The organism is Erythrobacter sp. W36 (assembly GCF_057364935.1).
The window spans coordinates 290,970-306,537 of sequence record NZ_CP200281.1 but is presented as its reverse complement, the minus strand read 5'-3'; the positions used below and the strand labels follow the sequence as shown (position 1 = coordinate 306,537).

Genomic DNA, 15,568 nt, shown 5'->3' with positions numbered 1-15,568 from the left:
ACCGGCGAAGCGCGCAGGCGAATGGCGGTTTACACGCATCTTGGCGCTGAGGAATTGGCGCAGCTGATCGCGCATTACGATGTTGGCGATCTGGTTTCGGCCAAGGGTATTGCCGAGGGCGTCTCAAACTCAAACTGGCTGATTGAGACGACGGGCAGCGGCGCGGCGGATTCGCCCACCCGCTTTATCCTCACCATGTATGAGCGGCGCATTGAGCTTAGCGACCTACCCTATTTCCTGGGGCTGCTCGATCATCTGTCGGCTGGCGGATGCCCGGTGCCGCGCACTATTCATGACGAGACAGGCGCGGCATTTCGCATGCTGGATGGCAAAGCGATCGCGCTGATCGAGTTTCTGCCCGGCGTTTCACCGACGCAGCCAACCGCCGCTCAGGCGCGGTCCGTGGGCGGCGCGCTAGCGCAAATGCATCTCGCATCGGCTAATTTTGAGCTAACCCGCGCGAATACAATGGGCTTTGCGGACAATCTCGCGGTGCTGGAAAAATGCGGTGAGGCTGGCCTCGCGAGCATCGATCCCTCGCTTCCCGCAGTCCTTGGCCCGGCGAAAGCCGCCGCCGCGCTCGATTTGTCCGCCCTGCCCGTCTCCAACATTCATGCTGATCTGTTCCCGGACAATGTCCTGATGCTGGGCGATGAAGTCTCCGGCATGATTGATTTCTACTTTGCTTGCCGGGGCACGATGGCTTTGGACCTCGCCACCACGCACGCCGCATGGTGCTTCGATCCTTCAGGCGCGCATTATAATTCTGAGCTCGGCGGCGCGCTGGTCGCAGGATATGAGGCGGTTCGCCCGCTTGAGGTCGCAGAGCGCGAGTTACTGCCCGAAATCGCCAAGGGCGCCTGCCTGAGATTTGTCGCGAGCCGGGCCGAAGATTGGCTCGATACGCCCGATGATGCTTTGGTCACACGCAAGGACCCATTGCAATTCGTCTCACGATGGCACTTTTACGACGAAGCGGGCCTAGGTATATTTGCGTAAGCTAACTATTCGGGCAATGGTGGATGCTATGAAACACGTCGAGATTTTCACTGACGGTGCCTGCAAGGGCAATCCCGGCCCTGGCGGCTGGGGCGCACTGCTGCGCATGGGCCGTCATGAAAAGGAATTGTCGGGCGGAGAGCGCGACACGACGAACAATCGTATGGAATTGATGGCGGCTATCAAAGGCCTGTCCGCCCTGATTGAACCATGCACCGTCGACCTTTATTCAGACAGCAAATATGTGCTCGACGGGATGACCAAATGGGTCATGCGGCTGGCAAAAGCGCGGCTGGATCAACGCCAGCAAGAAACCGGTTCGCAATGCCGATCTGTGGCATGAGCTGATCGATGTCTCGGCCAAGCATCAGGTTGAATGGCACTGGGTCAAAGGGCACAGCGGCCATCCAGAGAACGATCGCGTCGACAAACTCGCTAGCGATGAAGCGGACCGCGCGGCATCCGCCAGCGACGAAGAAGAGAGCGAAAACGCCTGATTGGCGCGGGGTGCGCTGATGCGCGCTTTGGCCTCAATCTGCTGATCCCAAAACAAAAGCGGCGCACCATGCCGGTACGCCGCCTTATATCAGAAAGTGCAGCAGCGGCGGCGATGCGCCAGCCGCTAGCACGCCCTAGGAATTGTCTTCGGTTGGTGCGCCTGGACCGTTCTTCTTGATCGAATCGATCGCGTTTTGCGCGCTCGACTTGCTCGAATAGCCTTGGGTCGAGAACATCACTTCTGAATTGTAGCTAAAGCGCACGCGGAACTCGCCGGCTTTGTCCTTATAAATCTCAAATTTGTGCGACATTGTTTTGTCTCCCTTCGTTATGAATTTGTCTGCGATTCGGGAGCTTACAGATCAAAACGGGGTTGGCTAGGCGTCGGTTGTAACAAAACGTTGCGGCGCATAGCGCGCGCGCTCAATCCCGCTGGTCATTGCGTCTGCGCTCAGCCCCAAGAGCTCTTGCGCCGCGAGCCGCGCAGCGGCGGGCGCGGTTTGAATTCCAAAGCCGCCTTGTCCTGCGAACCAATAGAAGCCGGGGACCTCAGCGTCATAGCCATAGACCGGCAGCCGGTCGGGCGCGAAGCTGCGCAAACCGGCCCAGCGCCGCTCAACATGCTCAATTTGCCAGTCCACCACAGCTTCAAAGCGCTCAATCGCGCGGGCTACATCAATTTCCTCTGGCGCCGCATCGCATGGCTCGCTCGGTATCTCGTCATGCGGGCTGAGCCACAACCGTCCATTTTCCGGCTTGAAATAGAACCCGCCATTGATGTCCAGCACCAGCGGCAAATCGTCCGGGGCCTCAGGCGATACGCGCAATTGCGCAACTGTGCGGCGCATCGGCGCGATCCCTAGTGGTTTGACGCCCCCAGCGAGTGCAAGCGCATCGGCCCAGGCACCAGCCGCATTGACCACGCGCTCTGCTCCGTAGGTCTCGCCCGATTCGAGGGTGACCGCCCATAGGCCGGTGTCAGGATAGCGTTTCAGCTTCGCCACTCGCGCGCAGCAGGCGAGGTCAACGCTGCGCTGGCGCATGATCTTGAGGTAATGCTGATGCAGGCCTGCCACATCGATGTCCGCGCAGGCGGGTTCCCAGACAGCATGACGCCATTCGTCTCGAACGTGAGGGACTTTGGCAGCGATCTGTTCGCGGGTGAGCCGCTCGATCGTGACGCCTGTATCCGCGAATGTCTGCTCAAATTCACTCAGCGCCGCCAAATCTTGATCGCGGGCCAAATGCACCGCGCCGCGCGGGGTCAGAAAACCGCCATCACGTAGATATTGCCCCGATGCGAGGGTAAGCGGCACGACACCCGGCCCGCCGTAGCACTCATCCCAGAAGGCCGCGGACCGGCCAGTTGCGTGGTATCCGGGCGCATCCTCGGCCTCTAGAACCAGGACTTTGGCATGAGCGGACAACTCGGCCGCAAGACTAGCGCCCGCTATTCCGGCTCCGACAACCGCAAAGTCATAACTTCCATCAGGCATCAGCTTGCGGGCTTCGGAGCGGTCCTATCGAGAAACTCGGTAACCGCGTCCATTGCGCGGTCGCGCACTGCATCAACCTCACGCAGGATTTCATGGCGAGCCTCGTCGCCAAAGGCGCAAAGCTCTCCCTTGGGAAGCCGCTCCACCGCACGGACGCAATCCGTATGGCTCACGAGCTTGTCTTCACTGGTCGAGAGAATGAGCACCGGCACATCGACCGATTCCATCGCGCCGGGTGCCTCGAGGACTCGGGTCGAGGCATAGGCGCGCTCTACCCAGCCCCAGCTGCCCGGCCCCATCACCAGCTCTGGGCGATGCTCGCGCCACCACAGCTCATCGTCATAGCGATCATCATCATGGGTTAGCAGCGTGCGGCGGCGCGCAGGCATCTCGCCTGGTTTTTCGCTCCATTTCCACGCTTGCCGAGTTGGCTCGCCAACGACATTCATCAACTTGGCCGCCCCGTGGAGCACCGCCAGCGGCAGCGGCGGCCCTGCCATGCCTAGCATGGGCGCGCTCAAAACAACGGCGTCAGGCTGAACGCGGCGCTCAATCAGCGCGCGCATAACGACATGCCCGCCCATTGAATGCCCAGCGAGCACATGCGGCCCCGGCGTTTCGGCCATCCAATCCGCCCAGAAATGCGCCAGATCATCAACCCAGGTCGCAAAATCATCGATATGCCCGGTGACTGGATCGGCGCCGAGTCGGCCGGACCCCGCCTGCCCGCGCCAATCCGCCGCAGTTACGCGCCAGCCATCACGGTGCCATTCATCCAGGCTCTCAAGATATTTTTCGTAATTATCGCCGCGTCCTGGAAAAAACAGGATTGATCCGCGCGGGCTTTCACCAGCAGCGCCGGAGGTCTGCCAATCAATCCGACGCAATTCATGGCCGTCTTGCGCGCGCCAAATGCTCTCGCTGGCAGCAGAGGGAATAGCTCGGCGATCCATAATCACAGGCTTCCGCCGATGGCTCTGCGCGTGGGATCAGCTGACGTCACTAATTTCATCCCTTCGGGCTTGGTTACTATTTGGTAAGCCATAATCTGTAGCAACACCCTCAGAAGGACCGACCAGACGATCTGGCCGTCAACCTTTGGGGGCCAAATGTTTAGTGAAACCATCCAATACGGACTGCTGATTGCCTTGGCAATTGCGCTGTTGTTTGCCGCATTTACGGACATGCGCAGCCGCAGGATCGCCAATTGGCTGAACCTGGCGATCGTCCTTGGCGCGCCGATTTTCTGGTGGGCCAGCGGCATGTCTCTGCTGCCCGAAGGACCCACAATTTTCGATCCGACCAGCGTGGTTTTGCAGATCGGTATCGCGATTATCACATTTTTTGCCATGGCACTTTTGTTCGCGCTCAAAATGATGGGCGGCGGCGATGTGAAGCTCTTGGCGGCGCTTGCGCTGTGGATCGAGCCCAGTGCTTTCATGCAATTGCTGATCATTATGGCGCTCGCTGGCGGCGCGCTGACCATCGTAATGGCATCGTATCATTTCATGCGTCAGCAAAAAGAACGCATCGCAATTCCATACGGCGTTGCCATCGCGGCTGAGCGGCCTCTGGGTCATTTATCCGAAGATTTTCTCCAGCGCAGCGATGGCTGCGAATTTGGGGTGAACCCGATTTTAACCAATCCGCGCTTACAAGGCGCAAATCTACCCGCCCGTGAATTCATCTGGGCCATTACAAGGGGGCTATAAAGCCATGGACAGGAAGAAGCTTGTTTTGCTCATCGGAGCGCTGATCATCGCGGTCGGCACTGCCTTTGCTGCACGCAGCATGTTCGCAGGGGCAGCTGCCCCAGAAGTCGAAGCGGCACCAGTGCCGGTCGGCCCTAAGGTCTTGGTGGCGCAGCGCGCGCTGCCAACCGGCACCATCATCACCGCCGACGCGCTGAGCTATCAGCAATGGCCGGAAGAGCTGGTGAAGGATGCCTACTTCATTGATGGCGAATCAGACATCACCCAATTGCTCGGCACTGTCGTGCGTCACCCAGTTACCGCTGGTGAACCAGTGACCCAAGGCTCGCTGGTGAGCCCTGGCGATCGCGGCTTTCTTGCTGCGGCGCTCGGCCCAGGTATGCGTGCTGTTACAGTGCCAGTGTCAGCGAAGACCGGTGTTGCGGGCTTTGTGTTTCCAGGCGACCGTGTAGACCTTGTCCTGACCCAAACGGTTAAAGGCGAAGGTAAGCCTTTGAAGGCCGCTGAGACTGTTCTGCGCAACTTGCGCGTCCTCGCGACGGACCAACGGACTTCACAAAAAACCAACGACGCTGGCAACACCGTTGTTCGTGCGTTCCGTACTGTCACCATCGAAGTGACACCGAAGATCGCCGAAAAAGTTGCTGTTGCCCAGACTCTTGGCACGCTCACCTTGGTGCTGCGTTCGATTGCAGACAATCAAACTGAACTCGAGCGCGCAATCGCCTCTGGTGATGTAAAAATCCCAGAGGATGCGACGCCTGAAGAGGAAGAAATGATCCTGCAGTCGGCCATGAACCGACCGAATGACAAAGGCACGACCTACTCAACCGGCGGTGACGTCTCTCGCTTCCAACGCAAGTCAATTCCCGCCAGCGGCAAGGCGAAAGTTACGCCTGCTGCACCTGGTGTGCCAGCAAACGTCAATGGTGCACCGGTCAATCCCGGCCCTGCCGTCCGCGTAACCCGTGGCAAGCAGACTAGGGAAGTTTCCGTTGGTGGCGTTAGCGGCGCGGCTAATTCTCTCCGCCAAGGCCAAGCGCAGAATGTGCGTGAGGCCGGTCAGACTGCTCCTGCCGCAGGCGCGTTGCTGATCCGCTGAGGGAACGACACATGATAAACCAGATTAAAAGATTGGATGCCGTCCAGACGGCAACAGGGAAACCATCAAGGGGTTCTAAAATGAAACGCCTGTCTACTGCAAAAATGCTGCTGGCCAGCATTGCCGCACTGCCGCTTATCGCGGCTCCAGCAAACATCGCCACCGCTCAGCAAGTGATCAGCCCGGATCAGGACGTAGTCTTGTCGATCGGTAGCGGCCAATTGGTCACCGTGCCCGGCACAATGACGGATGTCTTTATTGCCAACGAATCGATCGCCGATGTGCAGATCAAATCACAGCGTCAACTGTATGTATTTGGCCGTTCCGGTGGTCAAACCACGATCTACGCCAGCAACGCGTCTGGTAATGTGATTTGGTCGGCCAATATCCGTGTCGGCTCCAACATTGGCAGCATTGATCAGATGTTGGCTTTGGCGATGCCGCAAGCCAAGATTGGCGTTGCGACCATGGGTACCAACACGGTTCTTCTTACTGGTACTGTCAAGGCGCCAGAAGACGCGGCTGAGGCGCAACGCCTAGTCCAAGCTTTTATTGGTGACGGCGCAAATGTGATCAGCCGACTGAAAACAGCGACACCGCTGCAGGTCAATCTCAAGGTTACTTTTGCAGAGGTTAGCCGCTCGCTCACTCGCGATATTGGCGGCAATCTGACCACCTTTGATGCCTCAACCGGCGGTCTCCGCGGGGCAGTGGGCAACGGCCGCAACTTTACGAATGGGGACATCAACTTCGGTGGGCCATTGGCAGCTGGTAATGGTGTGTCTCGACCATCTCTTACTGGTGGCCGAGTGCCGTTGCTTCGCCCCGATGGCACCGTGGCTGTCGATCCAACGACTGGCGCTGTGCTATTTGAAACGCTGCCCGATATTGCTGGCACTGCAATCAATAGCGCTGGTGGCACCACATTTGGTGCGCTTGGTCGGCTTTTCGGTTTGGACTTTACTGCTGCACTTGATGTTGCAGAGCAAATCGGCCTGATCACAACGCTGTCCGAGCCGAACCTCACGGCGCGTTCGGGCGAAACAGCGAGCTTCCTCGCTGGCGGCGAATTTCCAATCCCAGTCAGCGAGGGCCTCGGCTCGGTTGCGATTCAGTATCGCAATTTCGGCGTTAGCCTTGCTTACACCCCAACGGTTTTGGCCAACGGCCGAATTTCCTTACGGGTGCGTCCAGAGATTTCTGAGCTTTCATCACAAGGCGCGGTCACTCTCAACGGCTTCCAGGTTCCGGCTCTTACTATCCGCCGGACGGAAACGACCGTGGAGCTCGGCTCTGGCCAAAGCTTCATGATCGCTGGTCTTATGAGCAACAACTCGCAGAACTCGATCGACAAGGCTCCGGGTGTCGGTGACATTCCAATCCTTGGCAACCTGTTCCGTTCGCGCGCCTATCGTAAGGGCGAGACCGAACTGGTGATCATTGTCACGCCATATCTGGTGAAACCAGTTAGTGCGAACGAGATCAAACTGCCAACTGACGGCTTCCGCGCAGCGAACGAGATCCAGCAACTGCTTGGCTACCAAGAGAGCGCCAGCCAAAGCGGTGCGACCCGCCCTGGACCAACGGCTGCTGGTGACGAAAATGCACCTGAACCATCCGTCAGCGCTGCTGATCCTGCTGCAATCGTCCCCGGCTCCAGCCGCGAAGACGAACGCCGCGCCAATAAAAAAGACCGGAAAAAAGACCGTCAGGCTGAGGCCGCGGCTCCCGGTTTTAGTCTCTAATCGAAGTGAGAAAGGTAAGAATGATGCCCAAAGCAACTCACAGTAAGCTGGCCAAGCTGCCCGCTATTGCCATTGCCCTCTCGCTTGGAACAGTGCTCGCCGGATGCGGCGGTATGCCAACTGAAAGAGGCCTCTCCAGCACCAAACAACCAGTGATTGAGCGGACGAATTTCGTACTTGATGTGCAAACCAATCGCTCGGGTCTGTCAATTTCTGAGCAGCAACGCGTTGATGGTTGGTTCGACACTATGGAATTGGCCTATGGGGATCGGATTTCGATCGATGACCCTACCAATAATCCAGCGCTGAAAACTGCCGTGAGCGATCTGGCTGGCCGTTATGGCCTACTCGTCAGCGAAACGGCACCAACGACGGCCGGCTTCCTCAATCCAGGCCAAGCCCGCATTGTGGTCACCCGTTCGAGTGCGTTTGTGCCAGGCTGCCCTGATTGGTCAGCTAAGTCGGACATGAACTACAACAACGCGACCAGCCCTGGCTATGGCTGCGCGGTCAATAGCAACATTGCTGCGATGATCGCTGATCCACAGGACTTGCTCGAGGGCAAGAAGGGAACTGGCGAAACCGTTGTCGCCACGAGCAACAAAGCAATCGGCACATTCCGCAACACTGCACCAACTGGTGCAGGTGGTCTGCCAGCAGCTTCAACCGGAGGGAATTGATCCATGAACGCGCCTTGGAATTCCGGACTACCCGGCAATCGCGATCCATTTGCAGCCTACATCTGCGATGACAACGCACTCGACGTTTTGCGTCCAGTCGTCATTGAGATGGGCTGGCAGCCAGAAAAGTGCAACAAAGGCGGCCTGCGCAATGCGATTCAGTCGCTGTCAGTCAGCGCCAGCCCTGCGATCCTGCTCGTTGATCTGTCTGAAAGCGGCGATCCGCTGAACGACATCAACGCTCTCGCAGAGGTTTGCGAACCTGGCACAGTTGTGATCGCTGTCGGTCAAGTCAACGACGTACGCTTGTACCGTGACCTGCTTGCCAGCGGCATTCATGACTATTTGCTGAAGCCGCTTTCGGCCCAGCAAATTCACGACTCGCTGAACCAAGCACTCACCGTCTTCACCTCCCCCAAAGGCGGTGAAGCGGATCAAGTAAAACGCCATATCTCAACCGCAATCGTTGGGACACGCGGCGGCGTTGGAGCGTCTACATTGGCCACCTCGCTGGCATGGCTGTTCAGCGATGAACACAAGGCACCAACCGCGCTGCTTGACCTCGATGTGCATTTCGGCACTGGCGCACTTGCGCTGGATCTGGAGCCAGGCCGCGGTCTGACGGATGCGATCGACAATCCAAGCCGGATCGACGGGCTCTTTATTGAGCGCGCCATGATCCGTGCGAACGATAACTTGTCGATCCTGTCTGCAGAGGCACCGATCAACCAGCCGTTGATGACCGACGGTGCGGCATTCGTACAGTTGGAGGAAGAATTCCGCCAAGCGTTCGAAATGACCGTGATCGATCTGCCGCGCAACATGCTGATTAACTTTCCGCATCTGCTGGCCGAGGTTAATCTCGTGCTGGTCACCTGCGAACTGACTTTGGCATCTGCGCGCGACACCATTCGCGTTCTGTCTTGGCTGAAAACCAATGCTGCGCACGCCCATCCGATGGTCGTTGCCAACAAGGTTCAAAACGCCACCGCTGAGATCAGCAAAGCTGACTTTGAAGCGTCAATTGAACGCAAAATTGATTTCGTAATTCCATACGACATCAAGGCCGCATCCAATGCTGCGAAGCTTGGCCAAGTGTTCGTTGATGCCAACCGTTCGAGCAAATCCACTGCTGTTATTAAGCAGATTGGTGAGCGGATCATGGGCGCCGACGAAGACGATTTGGGAGCGCTGACAGAAGAGAAAAAATCGCTATTGGGCGGATTTGATCTGAAGTCGCTGCTGTCGAAGAAAGACAAATCAGAGGCCGAACCGGCTGAATAACAAGCGCTAAGGGAGTGGCTCGCACCGCATATGGGTGCGGCGCCCCTCCCCCGCTTGCTGATCGGTCACGCCTAAACAAGGAAAGGCGGGAAGGGAAAGCATGGATATCTTGCAAATCCTGCTCATCACCACGGTGATTTTTGCAGTCCTCGTTGGCGGCTACGCCCTCGCGAGTGGTCCAAACTCGGGCAAGGCTCAGAAACGACGCCTTGAAGCCCTGAGGTATCGCCATTCACAAAGCACTGACGCGAAAGTCGATGCGCAGCTGAAAAAGGCAATCGCGGCTCGTAAGCCTAAGGCCCAAAAAATCGCTCGGCGCGAGTTCACGCTCTGAAGCGCTGGCAATTCGGCTCGACCGAACCGGCAAGCCTTGGACGCTGTCGCAATATCTCTATGCGTCGCTAGGACTAGCACTAGTCATAGCGGTTCTGATCTTCATCAAGTCCGGCGCGCTTTTGCTGTCGCTTGGTGTAGGTCTCTTAATGGGTGCCGGCATTCCGCACCTGGCCGTGAATTTTATGATCAGCAAGCGAACCGCACAGTTCAACGCGAAATTTCCAGACGGCATTGAGTTGCTGGTCCGGGGCCTACGCTCTGGCCTGCCGGTGACTGAGACCCTGGGCGTTGTTGCCCAAGAAGTCGAAGGCCCAGTGGGCGTCGAGTTCAAAGGTATCACCGAGCGCATCCGCATCGGCCGGACTATGGAGGAATCGCTTCAGGAAACCGCAGACAGGCTTGGCATTCCTGAGTTCAACTTCTTCTGCATCACGCTGGCCATTCAGCGCGAGACAGGTGGTAACTTGGCCGAGACATTGTCCAACCTGGCTGATGTTTTGCGCAAGCGCTCGCAAATGAAGCTGAAGATCAAGGCAATGAGCTCTGAATCGAAAGCTTCAGCCTACATCGTTGGCTCACTGCCATTCATCGTCTTTACGATGATCTGGTGGATCAACCCAGGCTATCTAGGCGGCTTCTTCACCGAAGACCGATTGATCGTTGCCGGGCTTGGCGGCCTGACTTGGATGTCGATCGGTGTGTTTATCATGGCCAAAATGGTCAGCTTTGAAATCTAAGTGAGGGACGAGATACTATGATTAACACTCAACCCGGCCCCACACTGCTTGGTTTCGACGTTATCGTCGTCGGTACGATCCTGGCTGGTCTTGCGGCCTTTGCCGTGATCATGGCGATTTACGCCGCCGTGACGATCAAAGACCCGATGGCCAAGCGCGTCAAATCGCTTGAGGAACGCCGCGACGAGCTCAAAGCTGGCATTGTCACTGGTAACACCAAGAAGCGCGCAAGCTTGGTCCGCAAGACCGAAGGCACTGACAAGGTCAAAGAGCGCCTCAATAGCATGAAAATCCTGCAGGATAGCCAACTTGAGGATATCCAGCAGAAACTTGCTTACGCCGGCTACCGCAACAAAGAACTCGCGGTCTATGTCATCATGGCGCGGGCGATCTTGCCTATCGTGGTCGGGGCAATCGCCCTAATCGTCATCTATTGGCTCGACTTCTTTCCGGATTGGGGCTCGTTCAAGCGTAACGGCGCCTTGGCTGTTTCGGTATTCGGTGCCTACAAAGCGCCTGAATTGTTCCTCTCCAATAAGGCAAGTAAGCGGACGCTGGAAATCCAGCGCGGCCTGCCAGACGCGCTCGATCTGCTCGTCATCTGCGCCGAAGCTGGTCTGACCGTCGATGCTGCGTTCAACCGCGTTGCCAAGGAATTGGGCCGCGCTTATCCGGAACTGGGCGATGAATTTGCCCTCACCGCGATTGAGCTGTCCTTCCTAAATGAGCGGAAGCAAGCGTTCGACAATTTGGCTTACCGGGTCAATCTCGACGCCGTTAAAGGCGTGGTGACCACCATGGTTCAGACCGAACGTTATGGTACGCCGCTGGCATCAGCTCTGCGGGTTCTCTCTGCAGAATTCCGGAACGAGCGTATGATGCGCGCTGAGGAAAAGGCAGCACGTCTGCCAGCGATTATGACCGTACCGCTGATTTTGTTCATTCTGCCGGTGCTGTTCATCGTTATCCTTGGTCCAGCAGCTTGCTCGATCTCGGACGCACTGATCGACTGATTGGTAGCAAACCACTCAACGCGCCGCTTGGCATGGAGCAAGCTCAGACGGCGCACAGACGAAAGGTCCGGCTATTGCAGCCGGGCCTTTTTGTTTGGAGTTCGAATTTAAAGGCTGGTTTGCAGCCGCCTCAGCCTGCTTCGCCGCCCTCGCCCAGAAATCCCGCGCGCTCGCGCATTCGGTGCAGCAGCTCGCGAAACTTCATCTGTTCGTCAATGGTGAAATCGGCAAAGAGCTCGCTTTCGGTTGCCTGCGCGAGTGGCATCACCTCGCGGTGGATAGCGCGGCCATCCTCAGTCAGCTCGAGCAGGTGAGAGCGTCCATCGCGCGCATTGGGAGCCCGGGCGATAAGCCCGCGTTCTTCTAGAACTTTGCATGCACGGTTGACCGCAACTTTGTCCATCAAAGTCGCCTCGGTCAGCGCCCTTTGCGTGAGGCGGCCCGTGCCATCCTTGGCATCGCCAAGCACAGCCATCACCCGCCATTCCAGGATCTTGAGGCCAAAGCGCTTGCGATAACGCTCAGCGATCAGGGTGCTCACAGCATTGGACGCAATTGACAGTTGATAGGGCAGAAAATCCGCCAACTGTCCCGGCATTGTTGAGGGAGCGCCGGTCTGCACCGCGCCCGCTGCCTTTTGTTCGCCCCCTGCTTGGCTCACCCCTGCGCTCCGATTCTTACTTGCGACCTGATCATTCACGGCATTGGTTTCTCATGAAACCAGCCGCGAATGCAAGCCTGGCGGTTAAGCAGACGCTATTCGTAGGTTGCCTCGTCCCACCACGGGTAGAAATCGGGCATGTCTTCGGTGACTTTGCCGGGATACATGGCCTTGCGCTTTTCCAGGAAGCTGGCGATCCCCTCTTTCGCGTCCTTGCCGCGCGACAGCCGGTAGATTGCGCGGCTATCGATCTTATGCGCCTCCATCGGGTGGTCAGCACTCGCGAGCCGGTACATCATCGCCCGGGTCATCGCGACCGAAACGGCAGAGGTGTTCTCAGCAATCTCACTTGCCAGCTCTCGGGCCGCATGTTGCAAATCGGAGGGCGCGTGAACACAGCGCACCAGCCCGCCCGATTTCGCCTCTTTTGCGTCAAACACCCGGCCAGAATAGCACCATTCAAGCGCTTGGCTGATCCCTACGATCCGCGGCAAGAACCAGCTGGAGGCAGCCTCTGGCACGATCCCGCGCCGGGCAAAGACGAAGCCATAGCGCGCGGTGTCGCTTGCGAGCCGAATATCCATCGCCAGCTGCATGGTCGCACCCACACCCACCGCCACGCCATTGCAGGCAGAGATCAGCGGCTTGGTGCTTTCATAGAGTCTCAGGGTCAGCAATCCGCCGCCATCGCGCACGCGCTCGTCAGACAGGTCATCAACCTCATTCGGGTCGGAGAACACATGCCCTCCCCCTTCAGGCGTCAGGTCAGCGCCTGCGCAAAACGCCTTCTCGCCGCTGCCGGTAAAGATCACCGCGCGCACCGCGTCGTCCGCATCGATATCATCCATCGCCGCCATGATCTCCGCGCCCATGGTGCGGGTGTAGGCGTTCATCTTTTCTGGGCGATTGAGCGTGATGGTCGCAATGCCATCAGCCTTGTCGACGAGTATCTGCGTGTATTCGGTCATGTGCTTTTCTCTCCGTTGCGGAGGAACACTGACACACCTCTTGGAGGAAGAAAACTGTCCTTCTCAACGAGCTACTCTACATCCCCAGGGGCCTCGCCATGAAGGAGCCAGTCACGGATGATCGGATAGACCAAGCCTGGATCTTGAAGTTCGGGAAAATGCCCCAGCTGGTCGAATGAGCGGATGACAACATCGGGCGCTAGGGACTTGATCGCATCCCTGTTCTCAACCGGGTGTGATCCGTCTGTCTCGCCCCATAGCGCCAAGGCCGAGCTGGGTGATTGGCTCAAGTACAAGGTCTGGGCGCAGATAGGTTTGAAAGGCGCTCGCAAGTGACCAAAGAGCCCCTTGATCAAGCGCTTCTTTGGAGCATTGGCAGAAACGTTCTTCATGATCCTTTCGGCCCAGCGCCAAACGGAACCAAACAGGCATGCGCTGCTTGGCAAGCTTGCGCATGGCAAGCTGCCCCAAAAACGGCTTTGCCAGAACATTCTTCGGATCACGTGCGGCTTTCCACCGATCGAAGCGCGCCACATCCGTGGTTTGGATAAGCACCAAGGATGAGACGAGTTCTGGCCGACGGTTAGCCAGGTCGAGCGCAGCCAGGCCCGCACCGCACGAAAACGCCAAGGTGCACTGGTGCCCGGCCACTTGTTCGATGAATGCGGCGACCACATCGTTCGTCTCGGTAAAGCCAAATCGAAACGAGCGTTTGCTTGGCGAAAACCCCATGCCGGGCAATTCAAAGACGATCACGCGGAAGTCTTTGCTCGCTCGTTCCAGCAGCTCGTCATATTGTTCCAAAGAGACGGGCGGATCGACGGAGAATATAAGGGTCGGAGCGCCCTCGGGGCCCTTTACGTCACGATAGCGAAACACGACTTTATCAGTCTCGAAAAATCGAATGTCTTGCCTCGATGAGGCGGCCCATCCGGATTGGAATTTTGCAACATGCTTCGCATTGAAGCGCGCATCATTCCAAAGGGCGAATTTCTGCATCAACCCGCTCATTGCTCAAGTCCCCCACGGCCGTCGCGCAGGAGCATCACGCCCGTGAACGCAAGAAAGATCGCGATGCCCAAATGCCGAAAAACGATCGTATCGCTCGCACCAGCTTGGGCAGTCAGCCAAGCGTCTCCGATGGGCAGGATCAAAGCGATAAGGGCGATGATCCCTAGCAAGCGAAAGTGCTTAGTTGCGGCCAAGACGACTGCGAATGCGGCAATCAAAGTCGTTCTCAAGGCGTAGACTGTGACGAAACCAGCCTCTTGTTCAACGTCGATCGGCAGTCCCATGTAGGCGGAAAATCCTTGCGGATCAGCAAAGGCTCGAATGGCGCTCAACCCTTGGGCAAATGCCATGATCATTGCGCACCAAAATCCAACGTATCGCCATGGTCGCTGAGTGGCGGCGCTCTCTAGTTCAGTCTTCATAGCGAGCGAGGATGCACCCGCTTCAAAACTTGGTCTATTGCACAAACGCAACTTAGCATTCTAAATTCAGAATATGAACGAACCTGATTGGGAAGCGCTAAGAGCCTTTCATCTCGTCGCCGAGGCGGGGTCTTTTACCAAGGCGGCAGAGCGCTTGGGCTGCGCGGTCAGTACGGTCATGCGGCGGATTGACGGGCTGGAGCAAACGCTCGGTCAGATCACCCGCCAGGCCCGGCAATTCCATCACTTTCGAGACCGGCAAACGGTGCGCATTTCTGCCACTGAAACGGCAATCAACGACATTCTTATCCCAGAGATATCAAAGCTGAGGCCAAAGTTCCCAAAGCTTCTAATGGAGTTTGAATCGTCCAATGCCCTTGCCAGCCTTGAGTTCGGTGAGACCGACATTGCCGTTCGCCTTGCCAAACCTCATCAGTTGGAGCTGGTGACCAGGAAGCTGACGCCGATCAGGATGGCCGTCTTCGTCAGCGCAGCGCAATTGGCTGAGCGTGACTTGGCTGATGTGCATTTGCGCGAGGAGCCGGTTGTTTGGATCGATAGCGGACTGGGCGATATCGCTGAAAATAGGCTGATTGATCAGCTCGGGATTGGTGAGAACATGGCGCTGCGGGCGACCAGCGTTCGGGCCCTGGCGCTCGCTTGCGTTCATGGCGAAGGATTGGCCCTGCTACCCGCCTATATGGGACGCGATCTGGGGCTCATTGAAGTGCCCCATATCTCTGTCCCAAACCGCGAGGTCTGGCTTGTTTCCCATCCCGAAACGAAGCGCGATCCGGTATTGCGCAGCGTCAGGCAATGGATTGTGAAGTGCTTCGAGACAATCGCATAGTGCGCGCTGGACTCTGTCGCGCGGCAAAGCGCTGGGACAACCGCATCCATTGAA

The 15,568-nt window shown here is 57.5% G+C and carries 15 protein-coding genes and 2 pseudogenes; 10 read left to right on the top strand and 7 right to left on the bottom strand.

Translation table 11 applies throughout. The annotated features are described in order from the left end of the window. Positions 1 to 21: 21 nt before the first annotated feature. Together AC0V6U_RS01390 and rnhA are read left to right on the top strand one after the other, a co-directional pair. A complete protein-coding gene (locus AC0V6U_RS01390; RefSeq protein WP_472644444.1) occupies positions 22 to 999 on the top strand; it encodes a homoserine kinase in 978 nt (325 codons plus the stop codon). Between the two features lie 28 nt (positions 1,000 to 1,027). Continuing rightward, positions 1,028 to 1,496, top strand: a pseudogene (gene rnhA, locus AC0V6U_RS01385) (ribonuclease HI). Between the two features lie 135 nt (positions 1,497 to 1,631). Here rnhA and AC0V6U_RS01380 read toward each other — a convergent pair. The 3 genes from AC0V6U_RS01380 to AC0V6U_RS01370 all read right to left on the bottom strand — a co-directional run bounded on the left by AC0V6U_RS01380 (position 1,632) and on the right by AC0V6U_RS01370 (position 3,946). Further along, complete coding sequence (locus AC0V6U_RS01380) at positions 1,632 to 1,808, bottom strand: YegP family protein (protein ID WP_472644443.1); 177 nt, start codon at positions 1,806 to 1,808, stop codon at positions 1,632 to 1,634. 66 nt (positions 1,809 to 1,874) lie between these two features. Continuing rightward, positions 1,875 to 2,993 carry an NAD(P)/FAD-dependent oxidoreductase gene (locus AC0V6U_RS01375; RefSeq protein ID WP_472644442.1) on the bottom strand — a complete coding sequence of 373 codons (1,119 nt, stop codon included), beginning with the start codon at positions 2,991 to 2,993 and terminating at the stop codon, positions 1,875 to 1,877. Next, positions 2,993 to 3,946, bottom strand: a complete 954-nt coding sequence (locus AC0V6U_RS01370; RefSeq protein WP_472644441.1) for an alpha/beta fold hydrolase — start codon at positions 3,944 to 3,946, stop codon at positions 2,993 to 2,995. The genes AC0V6U_RS01375 and AC0V6U_RS01370 overlap by 1 nt, the downstream gene beginning before the upstream one ends. Positions 3,947 to 4,102: 156 nt before the next feature. On the opposite strand from AC0V6U_RS01370, the gene AC0V6U_RS01365 reads away from it, so the two are divergent. The 7 genes and pseudogenes from AC0V6U_RS01365 (at position 4,103) to AC0V6U_RS01335 (ending at position 11,602) form a co-directional block, all read left to right on the top strand. Continuing rightward, complete coding sequence (locus AC0V6U_RS01365) at positions 4,103 to 4,705, top strand: A24 family peptidase (protein ID WP_486169348.1); 603 nt, start codon at positions 4,103 to 4,105, stop codon at positions 4,703 to 4,705. Between the two features lie 4 nt (positions 4,706 to 4,709). Then, positions 4,710 to 5,807 (top strand): Flp pilus assembly protein CpaB, encoded by a 1,098-nt coding sequence (cpaB, locus tag AC0V6U_RS01360; protein ID WP_472644440.1) that lies wholly within the window; start codon positions 4,710 to 4,712, stop codon positions 5,805 to 5,807. 80 nt (positions 5,808 to 5,887) lie between these two features. Continuing rightward, entirely contained in the window at positions 5,888 to 7,552 is a 1,665-nt protein-coding gene (locus AC0V6U_RS01355) for a type II and III secretion system protein family protein (RefSeq protein ID WP_472644439.1), read from the top strand. A 23-nt stretch (positions 7,553 to 7,575) separates the two neighbouring features. Next, a complete protein-coding gene (locus AC0V6U_RS01350; RefSeq protein WP_486169347.1) occupies positions 7,576 to 8,232 on the top strand; it encodes a CpaD family pilus assembly protein in 657 nt (218 codons plus the stop codon). Between the two features lie 3 nt (positions 8,233 to 8,235). Further along, positions 8,236 to 9,516 carry a CpaE/TadZ family protein gene (locus AC0V6U_RS01345; protein WP_472644437.1) on the top strand — a complete coding sequence of 427 codons (1,281 nt, stop codon included), beginning with the start codon at positions 8,236 to 8,238 and terminating at the stop codon, positions 9,514 to 9,516. Between the two features lie 100 nt (positions 9,517 to 9,616). After that, positions 9,617 to 10,589, top strand: a pseudogene (locus AC0V6U_RS01340) (type II secretion system F family protein). Between the two features lie 17 nt (positions 10,590 to 10,606). After that, a complete protein-coding gene (locus AC0V6U_RS01335) occupies positions 10,607 to 11,602 on the top strand; it encodes a type II secretion system F family protein (protein WP_472644436.1) in 996 nt (331 codons plus the stop codon). 130 nt (positions 11,603 to 11,732) lie between these two features. On the opposite strand, the gene AC0V6U_RS01330 is transcribed toward AC0V6U_RS01335, so the two are convergent. From AC0V6U_RS01330 to AC0V6U_RS01315, 4 genes are all read right to left on the bottom strand, one after another. Next, complete coding sequence (locus AC0V6U_RS01330) at positions 11,733 to 12,263, bottom strand: MarR family winged helix-turn-helix transcriptional regulator (RefSeq protein ID WP_486169346.1); 531 nt, start codon at positions 12,261 to 12,263, stop codon at positions 11,733 to 11,735. Between the two features lie 95 nt (positions 12,264 to 12,358). Then, the gene (locus AC0V6U_RS01325; protein ID WP_472644434.1) at positions 12,359 to 13,231 is read right to left on the bottom strand and encodes a crotonase/enoyl-CoA hydratase family protein; all 873 of its coding nucleotides are present in this window, start codon (positions 13,229 to 13,231) and stop codon (positions 12,359 to 12,361) included. A 225-nt stretch (positions 13,232 to 13,456) separates the two neighbouring features. Next, entirely contained in the window at positions 13,457 to 14,242 is a 786-nt protein-coding gene (locus AC0V6U_RS01320; RefSeq protein WP_486169345.1) for an alpha/beta fold hydrolase, read from the bottom strand. Then, entirely contained in the window at positions 14,239 to 14,592 is a 354-nt protein-coding gene (locus tag AC0V6U_RS01315) for a DUF4267 domain-containing protein (protein WP_472644432.1), read from the bottom strand. Before AC0V6U_RS01315 ends, AC0V6U_RS01320 begins: the two co-directional genes overlap by 4 nt. A gap of 145 nt (positions 14,593 to 14,737) precedes the next feature. Between AC0V6U_RS01315 and AC0V6U_RS01310 the strand changes: the two genes are divergently transcribed. Then, positions 14,738 to 15,514, top strand: coding sequence for a LysR family transcriptional regulator (locus tag AC0V6U_RS01310; RefSeq protein WP_472644431.1), 777 nt, complete (start codon positions 14,738 to 14,740; stop codon positions 15,512 to 15,514). Positions 15,515 to 15,568 lie beyond the last annotated feature (54 nt).

Bases quoted from the DNA above. Each gene is read 5' to 3' on its own strand.
- AC0V6U_RS01390 (WP_472644444.1), top strand. From the start codon at position 22: ATGGCGGTTTACACGCATCTTGGCGCTGAGGAATTGGCGCAGCTGATC.
- AC0V6U_RS01380 (WP_472644443.1), bottom strand. From the start codon at position 1,808: ATGTCGCACAAATTTGAGATTTATAAGGACAAAGCCGGCGAGTTCCGC.
- AC0V6U_RS01375 (WP_472644442.1), bottom strand. From the start codon at position 2,993: ATGCCTGATGGAAGTTATGACTTTGCGGTTGTCGGAGCCGGAATAGCG.
- AC0V6U_RS01370 (WP_472644441.1), bottom strand. From the start codon at position 3,946: ATGGATCGCCGAGCTATTCCCTCTGCTGCCAGCGAGAGCATTTGGCGC.
- AC0V6U_RS01365 (WP_486169348.1), top strand. From the start codon at position 4,103: ATGTTTAGTGAAACCATCCAATACGGACTGCTGATTGCCTTGGCAATT.
- cpaB (WP_472644440.1), top strand. From the start codon at position 4,710: ATGGACAGGAAGAAGCTTGTTTTGCTCATCGGAGCGCTGATCATCGCG.
- AC0V6U_RS01355 (WP_472644439.1), top strand. From the start codon at position 5,888: ATGAAACGCCTGTCTACTGCAAAAATGCTGCTGGCCAGCATTGCCGCA.
- AC0V6U_RS01350 (WP_486169347.1), top strand. From the start codon at position 7,576: ATGCCCAAAGCAACTCACAGTAAGCTGGCCAAGCTGCCCGCTATTGCC.
- AC0V6U_RS01345 (WP_472644437.1), top strand. From the start codon at position 8,236: ATGAACGCGCCTTGGAATTCCGGACTACCCGGCAATCGCGATCCATTT.
- AC0V6U_RS01335 (WP_472644436.1), top strand. From the start codon at position 10,607: ATGATTAACACTCAACCCGGCCCCACACTGCTTGGTTTCGACGTTATC.
- AC0V6U_RS01325 (WP_472644434.1), bottom strand. From the start codon at position 13,231: ATGACCGAATACACGCAGATACTCGTCGACAAGGCTGATGGCATTGCG.
- AC0V6U_RS01320 (WP_486169345.1), bottom strand. From the start codon at position 14,242: ATGAGCGGGTTGATGCAGAAATTCGCCCTTTGGAATGATGCGCGCTTC.
- AC0V6U_RS01315 (WP_472644432.1), bottom strand. From the start codon at position 14,592: ATGGCATTTGCCCAAGGGTTGAGCGCCATTCGAGCCTTTGCTGATCCG.
- AC0V6U_RS01310 (WP_472644431.1), top strand. From the start codon at position 14,738: ATGAACGAACCTGATTGGGAAGCGCTAAGAGCCTTTCATCTCGTCGCC.